This window comes from Streptomyces sp. M2CJ-2 (genome assembly GCF_016757295.1).
GTDB lineage: Bacteria > Actinomycetota > Actinomycetes > Streptomycetales > Streptomycetaceae > Streptomyces.
Window position 1 is genome coordinate 14,054 of record NZ_JAESIF010000027.1, and the last position, 17,813, is coordinate 31,866.

General features: G+C 71.6%; 24 protein-coding genes. 21 read left to right on the top strand and 3 right to left on the bottom strand.

All coding sequences use genetic code 11. The features are described 5' to 3' along the window. Window positions 1-234 precede the first annotated feature (234 nt). Together JL475_RS20760 and JL475_RS20765 are read right to left on the bottom strand one after the other, a co-directional pair. Complete coding sequence (locus JL475_RS20760) at window positions 235-945, bottom strand: AAA family ATPase (protein WP_307825116.1); 711 nt, start codon at window positions 943-945, stop codon at window positions 235-237. Further along, window positions 942-1,700, bottom strand: coding sequence for a GntR family transcriptional regulator (locus JL475_RS20765; protein ID WP_202279301.1), 759 nt, complete (start codon window positions 1,698-1,700; stop codon window positions 942-944). Before JL475_RS20765 ends, JL475_RS20760 begins: the two co-directional genes overlap by 4 nt. 338 nt (window positions 1,701-2,038) lie before the next feature. Between JL475_RS20765 and JL475_RS20770 the strand changes: the two genes are divergently transcribed. From JL475_RS20770 to JL475_RS20820, 11 genes are all read left to right on the top strand, one after another. Beyond that, the gene (locus tag JL475_RS20770) at window positions 2,039-2,647 is read left to right on the top strand and encodes a hypothetical protein (RefSeq protein ID WP_202279302.1); all 609 of its coding nucleotides are present in this window, start codon (window positions 2,039-2,041) and stop codon (window positions 2,645-2,647) included. A 343-nt stretch (window positions 2,648-2,990) separates the two neighbouring features. After that, window positions 2,991-3,176, top strand: a complete 186-nt coding sequence (locus JL475_RS20775) for a hypothetical protein (RefSeq protein WP_202279303.1) — start codon at window positions 2,991-2,993, stop codon at window positions 3,174-3,176. A gap of 163 nt (window positions 3,177-3,339) precedes the next feature. Beyond that, complete coding sequence (locus tag JL475_RS20780; protein WP_202279304.1) at window positions 3,340-3,651, top strand: WhiB family transcriptional regulator; 312 nt, start codon at window positions 3,340-3,342, stop codon at window positions 3,649-3,651. A gap of 110 nt (window positions 3,652-3,761) precedes the next feature. Then, window positions 3,762-4,121 carry a hypothetical protein gene (locus JL475_RS20785; protein ID WP_237407768.1) on the top strand — a complete coding sequence of 120 codons (360 nt, stop codon included), beginning with the start codon at window positions 3,762-3,764 and terminating at the stop codon, window positions 4,119-4,121. 240 nt (window positions 4,122-4,361) lie between these two features. Beyond that, window positions 4,362-6,083 carry a DUF2637 domain-containing protein gene (locus JL475_RS20790; protein ID WP_202279305.1) on the top strand — a complete coding sequence of 574 codons (1,722 nt, stop codon included), beginning with the start codon at window positions 4,362-4,364 and terminating at the stop codon, window positions 6,081-6,083. A gap of 114 nt (window positions 6,084-6,197) precedes the next feature. Then, window positions 6,198-6,674, top strand: a complete 477-nt coding sequence (locus JL475_RS20795; RefSeq protein WP_202279306.1) for a hypothetical protein — start codon at window positions 6,198-6,200, stop codon at window positions 6,672-6,674. Continuing rightward, window positions 6,671-6,979, top strand: coding sequence for a hypothetical protein (locus JL475_RS20800; protein WP_202279307.1), 309 nt, complete (start codon window positions 6,671-6,673; stop codon window positions 6,977-6,979). The genes JL475_RS20795 and JL475_RS20800 overlap by 4 nt, the downstream gene beginning before the upstream one ends. 550 nt (window positions 6,980-7,529) lie before the next feature. Next, window positions 7,530-9,293: an ATP/GTP-binding protein gene (locus JL475_RS20805; RefSeq protein WP_202279308.1), complete on the top strand. Its 1,764-nt coding sequence runs from the start codon at window positions 7,530-7,532 to the stop codon at window positions 9,291-9,293. Window positions 9,294-9,311: 18 nt separating this feature from the next. Further along, window positions 9,312-9,731, top strand: coding sequence for a conjugal transfer protein TraB (locus tag JL475_RS20810; RefSeq protein ID WP_202279309.1), 420 nt, complete (start codon window positions 9,312-9,314; stop codon window positions 9,729-9,731). Between the two features lie 78 nt (window positions 9,732-9,809). Next, on the top strand, window positions 9,810-11,954 hold the full coding sequence (locus tag JL475_RS20815) for a chromosome segregation protein ParM (RefSeq protein ID WP_202279310.1): 2,145 nt from the start codon (window positions 9,810-9,812) through the stop codon (window positions 11,952-11,954). Between the two features lie 76 nt (window positions 11,955-12,030). Continuing rightward, a complete protein-coding gene (locus tag JL475_RS20820) occupies window positions 12,031-12,219 on the top strand; it encodes a hypothetical protein (protein WP_202279311.1) in 189 nt (62 codons plus the stop codon). Here the strand turns inward: JL475_RS20820 and JL475_RS20825 are convergent, their stop codons facing one another. After that, window positions 12,220-12,381, bottom strand: a complete 162-nt coding sequence (locus JL475_RS20825; RefSeq protein ID WP_202279312.1) for a hypothetical protein — start codon at window positions 12,379-12,381, stop codon at window positions 12,220-12,222. A 152-nt stretch (window positions 12,382-12,533) separates the two neighbouring features. On the opposite strand from JL475_RS20825, the gene JL475_RS20830 reads away from it, so the two are divergent. The 10 genes from JL475_RS20830 (at window position 12,534) to JL475_RS20875 (ending at window position 17,771) form a co-directional block, all read left to right on the top strand. Continuing rightward, a complete protein-coding gene (locus JL475_RS20830; protein ID WP_202279313.1) occupies window positions 12,534-13,082 on the top strand; it encodes a hypothetical protein in 549 nt (182 codons plus the stop codon). Between the two features lie 121 nt (window positions 13,083-13,203). Continuing rightward, window positions 13,204-13,971 (top strand): hypothetical protein, encoded by a 768-nt coding sequence (locus tag JL475_RS20835; protein ID WP_202279314.1) that lies wholly within the window; start codon window positions 13,204-13,206, stop codon window positions 13,969-13,971. A gap of 49 nt (window positions 13,972-14,020) precedes the next feature. Continuing rightward, window positions 14,021-14,272: a hypothetical protein gene (locus JL475_RS20840; protein ID WP_202279315.1), complete on the top strand. Its 252-nt coding sequence runs from the start codon at window positions 14,021-14,023 to the stop codon at window positions 14,270-14,272. A gap of 109 nt (window positions 14,273-14,381) precedes the next feature. After that, entirely contained in the window at window positions 14,382-14,621 is a 240-nt protein-coding gene (locus JL475_RS20845) for a hypothetical protein (RefSeq protein WP_202279316.1), read from the top strand. Between the two features lie 196 nt (window positions 14,622-14,817). Next, complete coding sequence (locus JL475_RS20850; RefSeq protein WP_202279317.1) at window positions 14,818-15,279, top strand: RRQRL motif-containing zinc-binding protein; 462 nt, start codon at window positions 14,818-14,820, stop codon at window positions 15,277-15,279. Window positions 15,280-15,352: 73 nt separating this feature from the next. Then, a complete protein-coding gene (locus JL475_RS20855) occupies window positions 15,353-15,859 on the top strand; it encodes a hypothetical protein (protein ID WP_202279318.1) in 507 nt (168 codons plus the stop codon). Continuing rightward, a complete protein-coding gene (locus JL475_RS20860) occupies window positions 15,856-16,206 on the top strand; it encodes a hypothetical protein (protein ID WP_202279319.1) in 351 nt (116 codons plus the stop codon). The genes JL475_RS20855 and JL475_RS20860 overlap by 4 nt, the downstream gene beginning before the upstream one ends. After that, on the top strand, window positions 16,203-17,162 hold the full coding sequence (locus tag JL475_RS20865; protein WP_202279320.1) for an ATP-binding protein: 960 nt from the start codon (window positions 16,203-16,205) through the stop codon (window positions 17,160-17,162). The genes JL475_RS20860 and JL475_RS20865 overlap by 4 nt, the downstream gene beginning before the upstream one ends. After that, window positions 17,159-17,359, top strand: coding sequence for a hypothetical protein (locus tag JL475_RS20870; protein ID WP_202279321.1), 201 nt, complete (start codon window positions 17,159-17,161; stop codon window positions 17,357-17,359). Before JL475_RS20865 ends, JL475_RS20870 begins: the two co-directional genes overlap by 4 nt. Window positions 17,360-17,471: 112 nt before the next feature. Continuing rightward, complete coding sequence (locus tag JL475_RS20875; protein ID WP_237407771.1) at window positions 17,472-17,771, top strand: hypothetical protein; 300 nt, start codon at window positions 17,472-17,474, stop codon at window positions 17,769-17,771. Window positions 17,772-17,813: the final 42 nt, after the last annotated feature.

Below are 17,813 nucleotides of genomic sequence, written 5' to 3' on the forward strand. Positions count from 1 at the left end.
CGATCCCCTTCCCCGTACGGTCCAGCGGCGCAGCCTGCGCCCCGACAGGGTGATGCCCGCAGAGCGGAAGCTGGCCCTTCTGTGGCCGAGCATGGCACGGCCTCTTGATCGCGCGGAGGTGACAAGTGGTGGTGACATTCCGAATGTCACCGGCCGATGTCACTTTCCGCAGTCGCAGAACCCGAGCACGGTCATGGTCATCAAGTGCCAGGAGCTGCGTGTGGGAGGTAGGGGTCAATGTGGGCCGCCATCCATGGAAGGACGTGCACGGCGGAGCGCGGCCAGCACATTCTCCGGGTGACCGTCGTACACGATGTGCGGCTCATCGGCGGTCGGCGGGCAGAAGCGGCCAGCATGCCTGAGCAGATCCTCTTCGCTGAACTCGATACTGTTCGCGTCGACCAGCGATCGCTCGTTGCGTTTCCGGATCCGGTCCCAGCGCACGTCATGCGGCACAGGCAAGTAGATGAGAACGGGCTCGCCGCCGGCCTCCATCACGGTCGCTGCCCACTGGGCCCGCTCTTCCGGAGTCCAGAAGCCGTGGTCGACCACGGTGTCGTGTCCAGCCGCCAGGAGTCCCTGGAGATCAAGGGCGATGTCCTTGAGTACGGGCGCCTCTCTGATCCTGAACTGCCCGCGGGGGAAGTCCCTGCCGTAGTGGCCGTAGCGGCGAAACATCTCCTCATCAGGGCACAGGCGACAGAACCCGGCCTTCTCCAAGGCGCGGGCGAGGGTCGTCTTGCCGGAGCCCTGGAGACCGGACATAAGGATCGCGCGAGGCGCGGGGCCCGGTCGGCCGGACAAAGCGGCGGAGATGCGCGTGATCTCGAATCGTCCTTCCAGGGTGAGAGCGTCGGTGTGCTCAGCTCGGAGGAGCTGGCTGAGGCGGGCTTCGAAGCAGGAGACGAGCATGTCGTCCAGTACGGCGACGCTGCGCGTGGTCACCGCAACACCTCTGACGTCGTGCGTCGGGTGCGGCCCGGGGCGCCCAAGTCCACGCCGTATTCCAACAGCTCCCCGTCGGCGTCCAGGAAGCGCGCGGTCAGTACAAGGATCGCCGCGACGGTATCGGCCTCCAGCTCCAGGAGCTCGAGGTCGCGCTCCGTCGCGATGCGAGCCGTCTCCTCATCTACGCGCTTCACGACGCGCCGCCCGGTGGCCCGAGCGATCAAGTCGAGCGACAACCCGCCCTTGAGCCGCTCGCTCCGCGCCAGCTCGGGCACGGCCCGGGCGAACTCCGCTGGGATCCATGACGTGGAGTGGGAGACGATGCCGTGACCGTCTCGGTAGACACGGCTACGGCGAATCACGTCGTCACCAGCCGAAATGCCCAGCACGTCAGCAACGTCTTCGGGAGCTTCGACTATGCCGGCGGTGTGGCCGGACGACTTCTCGCCGACACCCCACGACGACTGCGTCTTGCTGCTGCGGTCGTGACGCTCCGCCCCGGAGGACAGCGAGATCGGGCGCGCCAGCACCTCGGTGCCGACGCCCGGGATGCCCTGCACGAGCTTCTCTTCGCGCAGCAGTCGCATGGCCCGGTCCGCAGTGGCTGTGCTGACCTCCCACTCGGTTGCCAGCGTCTTGATGCTAGGCAGGAGGTCGCCCGGCGAGAGCTCCCCAGAGCTGATCAAGTCGCGGTAGTGGCCCGCGATGCGCGCGTACGGCGGCCGATTGTCGGCTCGGGGTGGCCCTGGCATGTGCCTTCGCCTCCTTCAAATTCCCTCTGGGTGCCTCACTATACCGCTTGACACCTGAGGGTACCTGATGCAACCTGATGTATGTAAGGCGTCGGTGATCCTCCGGGAGCACCGAGCGGGCACCACCGCAAGAACGCAGTAGTCGTCCGCCCTTCGGGGCGGCCGGGGTTGAGAGCTTCATCAAACTCCCCCGGAGCCTGACGGCCGCGACGACTGTGTGCACGTCGCAGCGCTGTGCGCTGTCTGTCCTGCGGGACGCCGGCCTTGTGCCGTGCGGCCCGGAGGGCGGAGAGAGCATCGCGACGCATCCCCTGCCGCTCCGTCCATGAGGAGTTCAGATGCCTGCTTCGACCCTTGAGCGCACCGCTCGTCCCCGCCGGAGCCGGACCCGTTCCCGGAACGTCAACGGCCGCCCGGCGCTTGCCGTTTCCACCCTCAAGCCGCACCAGTACGACCTGCGTCCGGCCTGCGCGTCGCTGATCTGCCCCGACTGCAGGACGTGGGTGCCGATCACCGGCCTCCAGGCCAAGAAGTCCAAGCTCGTGCCGCACGACACCGGCCTGGCGGGCAAGGACGCGGCCGTCCGCTGCCAGGGCAGTAACCGCCTGGTCACGGTCGACGTCAAGGCCAAGAAGTGGGAGGAACGCCTGGTGGAGGGCCACGCGGAGACCGCTCACCGCCGCCGGACCACTGTGCGGCGCAAGCCGAAGGTCGCGCCCGCCCCGGCCGTCAGCCAGATCGCCGCGCAGAAGCAGACGGCGTCGACGGGTGACGAGCCCGGCGACGGTCGGCCCCTGTGGCTGCTGCGCAAGGAGCAGTGGGCGTCGACCGAGTTGGCGGTCCGCGACGCCGACACCCGCCGCGCGCAGCTGCCCGCCGGTGACGCGCTGCTGGGTGCACCGCCGGTGCCGCTCAAGACGCTGCACCCCGAGCGCCCCGCGCGCTGACCCACTCTGGACGAACGCCCACGGCCCCGGCCATCCCGAGCGATCGGGGAGGCCGGGGCCGTGGCTGCTCGTACAAGCAGTCAGCTCCCCGACTGGGGAGTGAACGCGACAGCCCCAGGGATTAGGGCCCTGGGGCTGTCCAGGACCTGACTGGAGGACCTGATGCAGATCAGCATCGCACGCCCGCTCGGCAACACAGACTCGGACCCGGACATGGACGAGGCACTGCGCCGGGCACGGGGAGGCAAGTGATGGACGCGATCACCAGCCTCACCGACGCCGAACGCGAGGAACTATCGCGGAAGAACAGGGAGCAGAACAAGAAGTCGGAGAACAACCGCCGATGAGCGCCCGACCGACGGACGACCTGTTCGTCTGCTACATGAAGGCGCTCGAGGACTCCACCAAGCACACCGCCGCCTGCCCGGTTTGCCAGGGCGAGACGCCGTGTGCAGAAGGGGTGCCGATCCACGAGCGGTTCGCCCGCCTCCAGGACGCCTACACCGCACGCCAGAAGCAGCAGCGCTGATCCCTCGGCATTGCCCGTCGTCCCCGCGCCTTCCCGGCCGGGGCCGGCGGAGAGCGCCGGGAGCTCCCGCCCGCTCTGGCCGTCCGGCCGCCACAACACGCAACAGCCCCGGGGTGGCCGCCCCGGGGCTGTCTCTTCGCTCTGGACCTTCTGGGAGGCCCTGATGAATCGCGACTCCATCGTACGCACCGGCTACGCCCCCTCCGCCGACGTGCCGGTCAACACCAACTGGCGCGGCCGCAGCGCCTGCAAGGAGGAGGACCCCGAGCTGTTCTTCCCCATCGGCAACACCGGCCCGGCACTCCTGCAGATCGAGGAGGCCAAGTCGGTGTGCCGCAGGTGCCCGGTGCTGGAGCGCTGCGCCTCCTGGGCGCTGGAGATGGGCGAGGCCCACGGAGTCTGGGGCGGCATGAGCGAGGACGACCGCCGCCGCATCAAGCGCCGCGCCGCCCGCAACCGCGCCAAGGCTGCCTGATCCGTTCTGGCGGCTGCCTGATCCGCCCGTCCCGACCGCTGCACCACGGCGGCCGGGACGGGCGGTGAAGGGGAGCCGGACAGCCCGGACCGACAGTCGAGGGAGGCCACATGGCCACGACGATGACCCCGCTCCAGCCCGGCACGGAAGCCGCCGCCCAGGCCGCCGCTTTCGCGATCTTCGGCAGCGACATTCCGCCGATCGACCCGGAGGACTACAGCGGCAGCTGGCGCACGACCCTCCACGTCATCGCGGAGGAGTGGGTAAGCGAGGGCCGCTTCGAGCGGCACGCCGCCCGCACCGCGGCCGCGCTCAACGAACTGTTCGCCACGCAGCAGCTGTTGGGCGTCGGCTCGCCCGAGGCGCGCGCCGAAGGCACCAGGCTCCAGCCGCTGATCGACCGGTGCCGCCACTTCGGCATCACCACCGCCGACCTCCGCCGGCACGGCGCGCAGTTCCCCGAGAGCTGACTTCGCGCCCGCCCGGCGGGAGCCGCACTCAGTTTCGCGCCCGCCCGGTGACGCTTCGCGAGACCGGCCGCCCGCCCCCCGGGCCGCTGGCCTGTTCGTGCGCGCGGAGCGGGTAGAGCCGGTGCCAGTTTCGTGATCAACCGACCGCACCGACCGCCGCTTCGGGAACGCGCCGCCGCGTTTCGGGAGCAGCCCCCGCCGTTTCGCGCACGCCCTGAACGACCCCTTCCGGAGGCACGCATGACGATCACCGACTGGCCGCGCACCGCGGTCGAACCCGACTCCGAGACGGACGCACCGGCCGCCGTTTCGGGAACGCCCAGGCCGGTTTCGCGGACGACCGGCACCGTTTCGGATGCGCCGGAGTTCGTTTCGGAGACGGAAAGCGGAACCGGAACCAAGCCCTCCCTGGCGAAGCTGAACGGCACCCAGAAGTGGACGGCCGGAGCGATCGTCGTCGCCGCGCTCGCCCTCGCGGGCATCGGCCTGTACCTGTCCTTCGAGCACGTCGCCCAGTTCGCCTTCACCGAGCTGCGCTTCGGCTCGCTGGGCAAGGGCCAGCTGTTCGCGGTCGGCGTCGACGTCGGCATCATGGTGATGATCGCGGTCGACCTGTTGATGGCCTGGCTCAAGCGCCCCATCAGCTGGATTCGCTACCCGGTGTGGCTGCTGACGGCCGCGACGGTCGTCCTCAATGCCGCCTCCGGCGCCCCGGAGGGCGCCTGGAAGCTGCTGGACTACGTCGCGGCCGGTGCCCACGGCGTCGTGCCGGTCCTCTTCATCATGGTGGTGGAGCTGGGCCGCACCGCGATCGACCGCGTCCTCCGGCCTGACCAGGAAGAACGCGACTCGATCCCGTGGCTGCGGTGGATCCTCGCCCCGGTCGCGACCGCCCGGATTTTTCGCCGGATGCGGCTGTGGGGCGTCACCTCCTACCCGGAGATGATCCGCCGCGACCAGCAGCTCATCGCCTACGAGCAGTGGCTCAAGCGCAAGTACAAGGGCGACATCTCCAAGGCCAGCGAGGATGAGCTGCTGCCGATGAAGATGGCCCCCTACGGCTACACCGTCGACCAGGCCCTGGCCATGCCCGATGAGCAGGACCAGGCAGCCCAGGAGCGGGAGGAGGAAGCCGAACGCCGGCGCCTGGACGCGGAGACACGCAGTGAGGTCGCCAAGGCGGAGTCCGAAGCCGAGCGGCTGCGCGCCAAGGGCAAGGTGGAGGCGGTCCGCGCGGAGGTCGACGGCCAGACCGGACAGGCCCGCGCTCACGCCCGAGCCCAGGTCAGCGCCGCAGAGCGGGCCGCCGCTCTGGAGCAGGAGGCGCTGGACCAGGCCGTCATGGCCGAAGCCCGAGCCCGTGAGGCGGAGGCGGAGCGCAAGGAGGCCGACGAGCGCGAGGCGAAGGCCGAAGCGGACCTTCGCGCGGCGGACTTGGAGCGCCAGGCAGCCGAGAAGCGGAAGGAAGCGGCGGAGGCCGACCGGGTCGCCGCGGCGGAGGCACAGGCGATCGAGACCCAGACCATCGCCGAAGCCCGCGAGGCTGCTGCCGAAGCGAACCGGCGTGCTGCCGAAACGGAGAGGGCTGCTGCCGAAACGCAGCGCGCCACCGCCGAAGCCGCTCGCAAGGAGGCTGAGGAGGAGCGCCTCCGGGAGGTCGCGCTCGCCGACGCCGCGCGCGCCAAGCAGGAAGCCACCGAAGCCGAGCGGGCCGCCGCCGAAACGCGGCGGGCTGCTGCCGAAATCGAGCGGCGCGCGGTCGAAGCCGAGGACGTCGCGAAGCTCAAGCCGCGCGAGCGGGCGGTCCGCCGGGTCGCGCGGCTGATCCTCGCGGCCGGTGGCGACGCCGACCGGCTGCCGCTGGCCGACATCCAGCACGAGCTGGCGGTCACCTCGCCCGGCACCGCCTCGGAGTACCGCCAGGAGGCAGCCGAGCTGCTCGCCGGCGGCTACCGCCCCTGATCCACCGTCCGGCACACACCAGTGAGGGCCAGCCCGAAGGAAGCGGGCTGGCCCTCGCTGCGACTGCCGGAAGCAGTCACAGCCCCACCAGTACACCAGGAGGGAATCCCCGCCGTGAACAGCAACAACGACCCGAACTACTCCCCTCTGCGCGACGTCGCACAGAGCCCGGAGGCAACCGCCCGGTACCTGGCCGACGTTCAGCGGGTCCTGCTGGACATCGGCAAGAACCTGGAGACCCTCGCGATCGAGACCCGCCTCCACCTGCGCAAGACGCACGTGGAGGGCGACCGCTGGTACCACGCCAGGCTGCGCGCGATGCCCGTCGAAAAGGCCCTCGGGAATGTGCTCAAGAACCTGAACAACCTCACCGACGGCCTGGAAAAGAGCGCCTATAAGCGTCGCGCTCACGACGAGGCCGTGGTGAATACGGCAAAGGGAAGGAAGGAAAAGGAGCTGGAAAGGCAGCGTAAGAAGAATCCGCAGCCGCTCCAGGCTGCGCCGAATCCGCCGCAGCAGGGTGCGCAGAGTCAGAATCTCGGCTATGGTGGTCCCACATCGATTTACGACATGGGTCGGGAGTCGGCGTGAACCGCCCCCTCAGCAGCGCCGAACGCTCCGCACAGCGGCGCCAGAACTGGCTGAAGGAAGAGGCGACGAAAGCCCGCGAATCTCGCGGCGAGGCAGGGCAGATGGAATTCTGGCTCCGCCTGGCACGATCCCGAATGGCCAAGGACGTTAAAGCCGGTCGCGGCGACGTCTACTCCGGATTCGCGCTGATCTGCCGCCTGTTCATCACGGCGATGGACCAGCGAGTGGAGGGCAACGGACGGATCTGGAACGACCTGCTGCAGTACGCGGAGCAGGTCGTGGCGAAGCACCCCCCGCGTCACTGAACGTCACCAGCGAAGGCCCCGCCGGACTCCGGCGGGGCCTCGCGCGCGTAAAGCGTGCACACGTGCACGTGCACACGCGTGCACACAAGACCCCACGCTCTGTCAAGTCCCAGGAGGGAGGCGCACCGTGTCCGATGAGGACGGCACCGGGACCTTGGTCCAAGGCCCCTGGAGCGGTGATTCCACGTACGTGCCACCGCCGATCCCGGATTACGGCGACACCATTCCGCCGCCGGAAGACATTCCCCCGGCTCCCCCGGAATCGCCGGAAGAGACGACAATGGAACTGCCGACGATTCCGGCTGTCCCGGACCCGTCGACGGCCTTGCGTTCCGAAGGGATTACGGCGCCGGAAACCGGTGAAGATGACGGCGAATACGAGGAAGGCGAATACGAGCAGCCTCGTTCTCTCGCTGACCGTCTCGGTGACTGGCTGGAATTCCGGCTGGAAAGGGCGCGGGCGCTCCATGAAGGCGAAGCGCCTTTCCGCGAGGCCGAAATAGCGCGGAAGGCTGCGCTGCTGGAAGGCCGCACCGCGCAGGAAGTCGCGATGATGGAGCAGAATGGAAAGCTCCATGCCGCGATGATGAAAGCGAAGGGCGACAAGGCGGCGGCACGCGGAAAGGCGGACGCCGACCGCGCGAAGTCGTCCGCCTTCGGCCTGGGGTCGGACAAGGGCCGCTCGAAGGCCGGCGGCGGGGGCGGGTCCTCGCGCGGCGGGGGCGGCAGCGGGCCGTCCCGCAACAACTCCGGCTCGGGAGCGAACCGGTCCGGGGCCTCGCGCGGCTCCAACTCCGGCGGCCCCGGCGGTCGTTCCGGCTCCGGATCGACCGGGGGCGGCGGAGGCGGCAAGGGCGGCGCGAAGGGCTCTCAGTCGGGCTCTGGCGGCCGCGCAGCCGGTTCCGGGCGCAGCGGTTCGTCCGGGGGTTCGAAAGGCTCTCAGACGGGCTCTGGCGGCTCTGGCCGGAGCAGCGGCTCGAAGGGTGACGGCGGTCGGACGCAGCAGGGTCCGGCGTCCAGTGCTCGGGCCGAGCGGGCCCGCGGCCGCCAGGAGCGCGCCGGGGTCCGGCAGGCCGGGCGGCAGGAGCGGCGCAGCGCCGGGCACGCCGCCGGCGTCGCGGACCGGTCCAAGGGCCGCGACCAGGCCCGCGCCCAGCGGCAGCAGGCCTGGGAGGACCGCCGCGCGAAGCGGCAGGAGCGCGACGCGGCGCGGAAGGCGAAGCGGGAAGCCGCCGCGTCGGCCACGCCGGGCCGCACCACGTTGGGCCAGGCCGTGGGCGAGGAAGCCCAGCGCCGCTGGGACAAACGCCGCGCCGACGCGGAGGCCGCGAAGGCCGCGAAGGCCGGCACCGAGAAGGTGAACCTGTCCAAGGACAAGGACTCCAAGGGCAAGGGCACCGACGGCAAGGGCGGAAAGACCGCCAAGGAAGGCTCGGACGGGGCCTCCAGCGCCGCGAAGGACGGCAAGGCGACCGATGAGCCGGGCAAGGACTCCACGGCCGGTGACGGGGCGTCTGACGGTTCGAAGAAGCGGCGGCGGTTCCGGCGTCGGCGCACCGGCGGCACGGGCCGGGCCGAACGGCGCGGACGTACCCGCCGCACCGGTCGCACCGGTCGCACCGGCCGGACGGGTCGTGCCGGTCGGCGCGGCCGCCCGGCGGACAGCCCGTTCGGCGCGGAGGACTCCACCCCGACGGTGGAGTGGCCCGACCGGCCCACCCGCCCGCCGCGCACCGACGTCAAGGGCGAGGACGACATCGTCGACGCGGACATCGTCCCCGACGGGCCCACAGCCGTCACGACCGGCGTGAAGGGCCTGCCGCCCGCGCCGGAGCCGCACACCGCACGGCCCGGCACCAGCCGGCCCGGCACGGAAGGGAGCAACGTGAGCAGCTCGCAAGTCAGCAGGCCGTCCGGGCAGAGCGGCCTGGCCGCCCAGCACCGCACGGACATCACGTTCGACGAGTTCCTGATGGAGATGGCGAACATCGCCATCCAGGCCGGCATGGACCAGGAGCGCGCCGAAGCCCTGGCGGAGGCACTGACCAAGGTCGCCGACGCCCTGCGGGACATGGCCACCGACCTGATCGGCGACCACAACGTCTCCACGCAGGTCACCGACCTGATCACGGACCTCGCCGACGCCGCAGCCCGTATGAAGCAGCAGGCCGAACGGTGTGCCGAGCAGTGCGGCATCGCCAAGGAGGCCGCCACGCTCGCGGCCGCCATGGTCGCCCGCGTCTACGGCCAGGACATGGCCGCCAAGGAAGACGCGGGCCTGAGGTACGCGTCGGCCGCCGCCCACCACGACTAAGCACGGAGGACCCCGCTGATGAGCAGCGATCTCGCACCCCGCAACACCAGCGCAGCGCCTGCCCCGGCCGACGGCGACAACCGCTACAAGGCCGTCCAGGGCAAACTCCTCAAGCTGGGCAAGGCCATGGACGACGCCACCCTCGAACTGGAGGGGCTGCGGCGCAGCATGCAGGCCAACGCCTCCCGCACCGAGGACGTGGCCCGCGACATCGCCAATGCCGACCTGGACGTGAAGTTCGTGGAGCTGACCAACAACGTGGCCGTCGCCCTGGGCGGTGCCGCCATCCAGGTCCGCAAGTTGGCTGACACAGCGGAGGAGACCGCCGACCTCACCCACCAGGCCCGGCGCACCCACTCCAAGCTCTACGGCGCGCTGGACGACATCCGCTCCAACCGGCGCGAGAAGACTCCCAAGCCGGCCTTCTTCAACCGCTGACCCCACTCCCCCACCCCGCCACGGGCGGCCCCGCAGCTTCCGCGGGGCCGCCCGTGCCCGTTCCCGAAGGAGAAGCCGGTGACCACGCCGCGCAGTGTCGCGCTTGAGCGCCTCGCCTACACCCTCGCCGCGCCCGTGCTGGCCGTGGCCCCGAACCTCTACCCCGACAGCCCCGTCAACTCCGTCGTGCAGCTGGTCGGCGCCGCCGGGATCGGCGGCATCTTCCTCGCCGCCAAGAGCGATGAGACCGGCGCCGGACGCAAGATCCTGCGCTGGACCCCGCTGGTCCTGGCCGCCGCCGTCGACGTCGCCGCCGGGCACACCACCGGCTTCGGCCCGTACTGGCTGGACGGACTGCTCGCCGCCGGATGGGCGGCGGCCGGCTCCTTCGTGCTGCCGTTCTCCCGGCACACCCGCCGCCGTCACCGCCCCGCGCTCGCCGCCCCGGCCCCGCAGCCGGCGCCCGCCCAGGCCGCGGAGCCGACCGTGGCGCAGCCGGACGACGGAGCCGACCAGCTCACCCGCGAGGCGCGGATGCTGTGGGAGCGCGCCGGGATGCCCGCCCGCACCCACGTCGTCAAGGCCACCCGGCACACCGCCATGCGCCACGACCTCACCCTGCTGCTGCGCGCCTCGGAGACCGGGCGGCCGATCACCGGCCTCTCCCCCGAGATCGTCGGAGCCGCGTTCGGCGTGTCCGCGGCCGACGTCACCCTCGCGGACGTCGCCATCCAGCCCGGCCGCCAGGGCGGACCCGGCTGGATGGAGGCCCTCATCACCCCGGAGGCCAACGCCCGGCGGCGCACCAAGCCGACCGACCAGGAGCGCTGGATCGACCGGGTGGCCGGCCCCAAGGGCGGCGCCCCCGGCTCCGAGCTGGTCCACAAGACCCGTGACAACGAGCGCGGGGTGACCTTCTACCGGGCGAAGATGAGCGACTCCACCGAGTCGCCGCGCATCGACCTGGCCAAGGTCTGCCGTGCGCTGGACCTGCCCGAGGACGACTCCTGCGTGTTCGTCCTCATCGACGGCTCGGAGTTCCTGATCAGCGCGTTCGACACCCCGCCGCTGTCCGCGATCTTCCCCGCCACCCGCGAGCTGCTCACCCCGGACGCCAAGGGGATGTACGTGTGCGGGTTCACCATCACCGGCCAGCCGGTGAAGACGATGGTGTACCAGCACGACAAGAACGCCCCGGCCCACGGCCTCACCCTCGGGGTGTCCCGCTCCGGCAAGACGCAGTTCTTCGCGATCAACATGGCCGCCCAGTCCCTGGACGGCCAGGTGGTGTGGCTGTCCACCGTCCGCAAGGACGAGAAGACCACCGTGCTCGGGAAGTACATCGACCGGCAGGGCTCGAATGCCCTGTGGATGGCCCGCTCGCTGCGGGCGGCGAAGGCGCTGTGCGAGATCCGGGCGGAGATGCCCTGGCCGCACGACGGCCAGCCGCACGACTACAAGCCGGGCGACCCGCGCTGCCCGTACCGGCAGCTCAACGTGTATGCGGATGAGTTCATGACCGCCGCCCAGGATGGGGACTTCGGCGAGTTCATCCAGAAGGACGGCGAGGACCTCACGGTCACCGGGCTGAAGTACGGCATCGGCTTCAACCCGGCCGGCCAGTCGCCGTTCGCGCACAACGGGTTCTCCACGGAGATGAAGGACAACCTGCGGCAGAACAGCCGCCCGGTCATCTTCAACATGGGTTCGCCCGGCGCCACCCGTAAGGCGGCGGAGGGAACCATGGAGAACGCCTACGACGTGCCGACCATCCCGGCCCGCTACTCCCGCAGCGAAGGCTCCGCGATCGAGCGGGCCATGCGCGGCGAGGCCGACCCGGAGAACGGCGTCTCCACGGGCGGCGTCGCGGTCATCGTCCTCGACAACGGCCGCGCCGTGCTCATGCGGTCGCTGTACGCCGACTTCGACACCGACCTGTCCCGGCTGTTCCCCGACGAGGTCAACCGGCTCACCGACTACGAGGTCAGCGAGCTGGAGAAGCGCGGCCTGTGGTTCGACTGGAACGAGCCCGTGCGGCCCGGCGAGTTCTGGCCCGAGCCCGACGAGGACGACGAGGGCGAGGGCCGCTCCCATCGGCGCGGCGGCGGAGGCGGCGGCAAGGGCGGAGGCGGGCGCGGCTCCAAGAGCGGCAACCGTCGCTCCGAGCAGGTCGCCTCTCCCCGCCAGGCGCTGGAGGCCATCAAGAGCCTCACCGACGCCTGATCACACCCATCCCCGGGGTCGGCCTGCCCGAGCACGGTCGACCCCACCCGACCCCGTGTGAAGGAGCACCACCACCGTGGCCCTGTCCATCTCCGCCGCCGTGCTGCTGGGCATCATCGTCTTCGTCCTGGTCAAGGGCGGCTACGTCCGCGTCGGCTCCGCGCTGGCCTGCACGCTGTTCGGCTTCACCCTCGCCGCGACCGGCCTGGCCCCGACCATCAACAGCGGCCTCGCCTCGCTCGCCGGGCTGATCTCCAGCCTCTGACTACGCCTCCGGCCACGGCGGGTCAGGGGTGTAGTTGAGCCCGTCGCAGAAACGGCAGTCCCACTCCGCGGGCACTTCCCACTTGTCGACCCAGAAGCCGACCTGCTTGCCCACGAAGTAGTTGTCCCCGCCGCACCATCCGCACTCGAAGACGAACTCCACTCCATCCCCTTCCCCGCGCCTGATGGTCCGAGGATGCCCGGGACACGGGCGCGCCGACACCCAAACGCCCACTCCCCCGCTACACAACGCCGAAGGGCGCCGCCGGAGACCATCCCGGCGGCGCCCTTCGGCGTCCCCTGCCTGGAGTCCCGATGTCCCATGCCTTGCTTTCCCCCGCCATAGACCACCCCGCCCCGACCACCCCGGCCGCGCCGCCAGCGGAACTGAGCCTCGAGGAACGCCTCACCCTCGTGAACGCGGCGATGACCGCGCGCCTGGACGAAGCGGCCGTCGCCTACGAGGTCAACACCGCGCACATCCCCACCGAGCCCGTGGAGCTGGGCGACGTCGTCACCGTCCCGTTGACCCCGACGCTCCAGCCGCAGCCGGAGTCCTACCCGACCCCGGTCGCCGCCCTTCTGCAGCGCGCCCACCACCGGCTGCTCACCGGCGGCTGGTGCTCCGGCGCCCTGGTCGACCAGGACGGCGCCCGCTGCATGCTCGGAGCCATCCGAGCCGAGGCCCGCGGAGACAGCGGCCTGGAAGCCAGCGCCGCCTCCGTGCTCCTGGACGCGATCCGCCGCACGTTCGGCGACGGCGTCGACTCTGTGCCGTCCTTCAACGACGCCCACGGATCGGCCCGCGTCCCACTCCGCATGGTCGACCAGGCCGCCCACCTCGCCGACGCCCGCGGCCTGTAACCGCTCCGGCTCCCCTGCCTCGCGCCCGAACCCCGCCTGCCCGGGGGCCGGAGCGGGGGCAGGCCACCCGGCCGGACACCCACGCGCACCACCGACTTCCCAGCCGAAGGAGCGACTCCGCATGTCCCACAACGACAGGCAGATGAACGGCCAGCACCGCCCGAACAACATCCTCGACCAGTTCGAACTGCCCCCGGCCCGCAAGGGCAAGCAGCGCCTGGCGCGGCTGCGCACCGCGTGGCGCAAGTCCTGGGAGGAGAGCGGCTTCCTCCACCAGCGGTGGGAAGAGGTCGGCCAAGCCCGGCACGCTAGCTGGCACGAGGTCGCCAACTGGATCAAGACGGCCGCGCTGTTCGGCGGACTCAGCCTCATCGTGCTGATGCTGGACGCCGCCGGCGACATCACCTCCGCCGCACTCAAGGGCCTCTCCAACGTCCCGGCCACCAGCGCCAGCGACGGCAGCGGGCTGTGGGGCATGGTCGACCACCCCGTCCGCGTGTTCCTCGCCGACCAGGCCGCGCACCTCGCCGTCGCCCCCGCCGCCCTGTACGCGTTCTGGCAACTGACCGGGCTGCTCGGGCTGGTCGGCGGGTTCTTCGGTAACGCCGGCGCCCGCATCGCCTGGGTGCTGTTCGGCATCGGCAGCCTCGCCATGATCTGGTCCGCCGCCCCGGCCGGGGGCCGCGCCGCCGCCACCGGGCTCGCTGCCCTCATGTGGGCACTGGCCAGCATCTTCGCCCTGCGCGGCCTGACCCTGCGGCCCATCGTCCACAACCACCCGCCGCAGTACCAGTTCAGCCCCGCGCTCCACCTGCACGCCACGATCCCCGCCCCCACCCCGGCGGGCGACGACTACGGCCCCGACAACGTCCACCCGCTCCAGCGCTGACCCCGCACTCGCACTGTCCGGCACCGCCACCACGCACCGAAGGAATCCCATGAAGACACAGCTCGAACAGACCGAGTTCTGGGTCGGCACCTTCCACGGGAGCCACGACGGCCTCCCCGCCAAGGTCACCGCGACCCGCGACGACACCCGCCCCGAGCCCTTCGCCTGGACGTGCACGTGCGGCGCGTCCCGCTCCTTCCCCACCGAGCACGGCGTGTTCCCCACCGCCTGGCGGCACACCCACCCGACCCGCTTCGACCGGCTGCGGTCGTGGGCCACCCGCCTGTTCACCGCCCGCTGACCTGACGCTCTGCCTGGCCCTCGCCCGCCCCGCACCCGGGGCCGACGAGGACCGGACAGGCCGCCCGGCCGCACGCACCACCCCGCCCACGAGAGAAGGAGACCCCGTCTTGGCGAAAGCCCCGACCGTCATAGGAGTGCTCACCGAGCCCCCGGCTCCGACCTGGTGGAAGGTCAACCGCCACAAGATCTTCGGCGTCACCGGGCTGCTGATCGGCTACCTGATCGGCACCCACCTGCACGGCGCCCCCGAGCAGCAGCCGGACACGCCCCGGCCGGGCCACACCACGCCCGCGCCGGCCACGCCCGGTGAGCACCCCACGCGCACGGCCCACAGCCTCGCCGCATAACCCAGCCGCACCACCCGCTGCGCCCCGCCGACACCAGCACGACGTCGGCGGGGCGCAGCGCTGTCCCCCGACGACTGGAGGAACTGCTCATGCTCATCCCCTGCCCCCGCCGCCGGATCGGCCGGCCCCGCCCACAGCGTCCCGGCCCCCGCTACCCGCACCGCCCCGACCGGCTGCCCGGCGCCTGGAGCAGGTGATGCCGCGCCCGAGGAAGAAGCCCCGCCGCGAGGTGAAACGGGTGCCGCGCAGTGACGCGACACTGCCGGAGTTCGACCGGCGCGCTTGTCCCAAGGGCCTGGTCACCCGGCGGCAGTTACGCGAGCGCGGACTGAGCCCCGGCGGGCACGGCCCGGTCGCGGTGCTGCGCTGCAGGGCGTGCGCCTACCGGCCCGACCAGTCATGCATCCACCCCACCCGGGCCTGGCTCTACAGCGTGGAGCTCGCCCGGCCGAAGCGGGTGCCGACGCTCGCGCAGGAAGAAGCGCTGGACCGGGCGATGGCCGCGAGGTCCACGTGCCCCCGGTGCCGCCGGAGGTACTACTTCTGCCTCCCGCTGCGCACTCAGGGCGTCTGTGACCCCTGCGACAAGGGCTACGAGCCCAGCCCCGACACCTACATGACGTTCACGGCCCCGGCCGCCCACCGGCTGGCCGCATAGCACGGGCGGCCGCAGCACCGGCAAGGGCCGGCTGCCCGCTCCCTCACCCCTGCGAGATCAGGAGAAGCCCAGCATGACGCATCGCTCCGCCCTCTTCGCCGCCGTCCTCGGTTTCGGCCGCGCCGGGTCGAACATCGGCGACCACCTCGTACAGTCCGACTACTGCGCCCGCGTCAAGGGCGCCACCGACGACAAGCCCGTCCACTACGCCGCCAGCCCGGACGACGAACCGACCGTCCACGGCACGGCCGACGGCATCAAGGCCTGCGCCTGGCACTGCCTGACCTACACCGCCACCCAGGCCGTCGCGGTCGGGGCCGGCGCCCGCGTCCTGGGCATCCGGCTGCACCCGAGCGCCGCCGCGGCCGCGCTCGCCCTGTCCTTCGTCACGCACTACGCCGCGGACCGCCGGGTGCCGGGCGGGCTCCTGGAGACGCTCGCCACGAAGACCGGCAAGACCAACTTCTGGCGCCTGGCCGACCACGGACTCAACGGCGCGTACTGCATCGACAGCGCCTGGCACCACGGCTGGGAGACCCTCGCCGCCCTGATCGCCACCACCAAGGCCACCACCCGATGACCGGCCGCACCCGCAGCCGCCTGGACCGGATGCGCGCCTCGGTCGGCATCGCTCAGCTCGCCCTCCAGCAGATCGAGGACGACCTGAGCGCCGACGACGTCGACGCCGTCGAGCTTGCCGCGATCCTGCGCGAGCTCCAGGAGGACGTCGACGTCCCCGACGGCCTCTTCCCCTCCCTCGCGCAGCTGCTCACCACCGCCGCCCGCCGGGCGGAGCAAATCGAGCCCGACCGCGACGGCGACGCCTCCTGCCCCCTGCACGAGGCCGCCGCCCTGCTCACCGACAACGCCGGGCAGCGCCTGAACTGGGCTGCCCGCTCCCTCGACCCGCAAGGAGATGCCGCATGACCTCGGTGCTGTACCCGGACCTGCCCGAGAACGGGCTGATCGTGCTGATCGGCGCCTCCGGTGCGGGCAAGTCGACCCTGGCCCGCACCTGGCCGGCCTCCCAGGTCCTCTCCCTCGACGCCCTGCGCGGTACGGTCAGCGACGATCCCGGCGACCAGAGCGCGACCGGCGACGCCGCCGACGTCCTCAAGCTGATCCTGGAACGCCGGATGGCCCGCAAGCTCAACACGGTCATCGACGCCACCAACGTCGAACAGTCCGTGCGGGTGGAGCTGGTGATGTCCGCCAAACGGCACGGCATGCCGACCGTCGCGGTCATCGTCGCCACGTCCCTGAACCTGTGCCTGGAGCGGCAGGGCTCACGCCCGGACAACCGGCGCGTGCCCGAGGACGTCGTCCGTGCCCAGCACCAGGCCATGGTCCACTCGCACCAGCGCCTCGCCGCCGAAGGCTTCAACACGGTCGTCTTCGCCGACGCCCTGCGCCGCCTGGAGCCGTTCCTGAAGCGGCTCTCGCAGGCCCGGGAGGCCGACCTCGGGCGTGACGGCAGCGAGGGCCTGGGCGATCTGCTGCTGGTCCGCCGCTTCTTCGGCCCGGAGATCCTGCCGCTGTGGCGGTGGCAGCCGGGCTCGGACCTGGTGACCGGCCGGGACCGCGTCGCGGAAGTCCGCCTCGGGCAGCAGTCCCTCACCCTGGCCTTCCGTGACGACGTCGACGGCGAGGGCGACTTCGGCTTCGACGCCCTACTGCCCTGCCCCTTCGACCCGGAGTGCGACGGGCAGGCATGGGCACCGGCCTACAGCGTCAGCTGCCTGTACCGGGCGCTGACCGGCGGGCTGGACCGTGACGAGGACATCGTCTGCACCGTCCACGGTGACGGCGTCGACGACGACCAGGACGACGACCCCGAGGGCCGCGCGGACCTGGAAGCGCAGTACGCGGACGCGGTCGCGTGAGCCGCGCCGCCGACGGCCCGCACCCCCACCCGCTCACCCCGGCCGACCTCCCGGCCGGAGACGACTGGTGGCACGGCTGCCCGCAGTGTTACCAGCCGATCCAGGGCGGGGCCGCCGGCCTCGCCGCGCACCGCCGCACGGTCCACTCCAACTCCGGAGACCCTCGGCGCCCCATCACGATCCACCTGGAGTTCTGACACCGCCGCGCCACGGCGTGACGGACGCTCCGTGCCGCCCCGGCCCCGCATCACGGAGACCGGGGCGGTCGCGGTGGTCCCTCATCACCGAGCACGGAAGGAGATGGACGTCATGACCCACCTGTACGAGGTCGACGTCCCCGTACGGAGCACCGAGACGCCCGCCCTGCGCGGGGTGCACGTCTTCACCGGCCTGGCCGACAGCCGCAGCGCCGCCGTTCGGATCGCCCACGAGGTCTACGACGCGGCGCGCGCTGCGGCGGAGGCCGGACGCGAGATCCCCCACGGTCGGCCGGACGGCTGGGGTGCCCGCGGATACCGGCCCGGGTGGGAGCTCGACTGGCCCGCCGCGACCGTCGGCCCCTGGAGGAGCCCGTACAGCTGGCTCAACTCCAGCCCCATCGAGCTGTAGCTCCGCCCCGGGACAGCCGCTCTGCTTGGCGGCTGGACGACT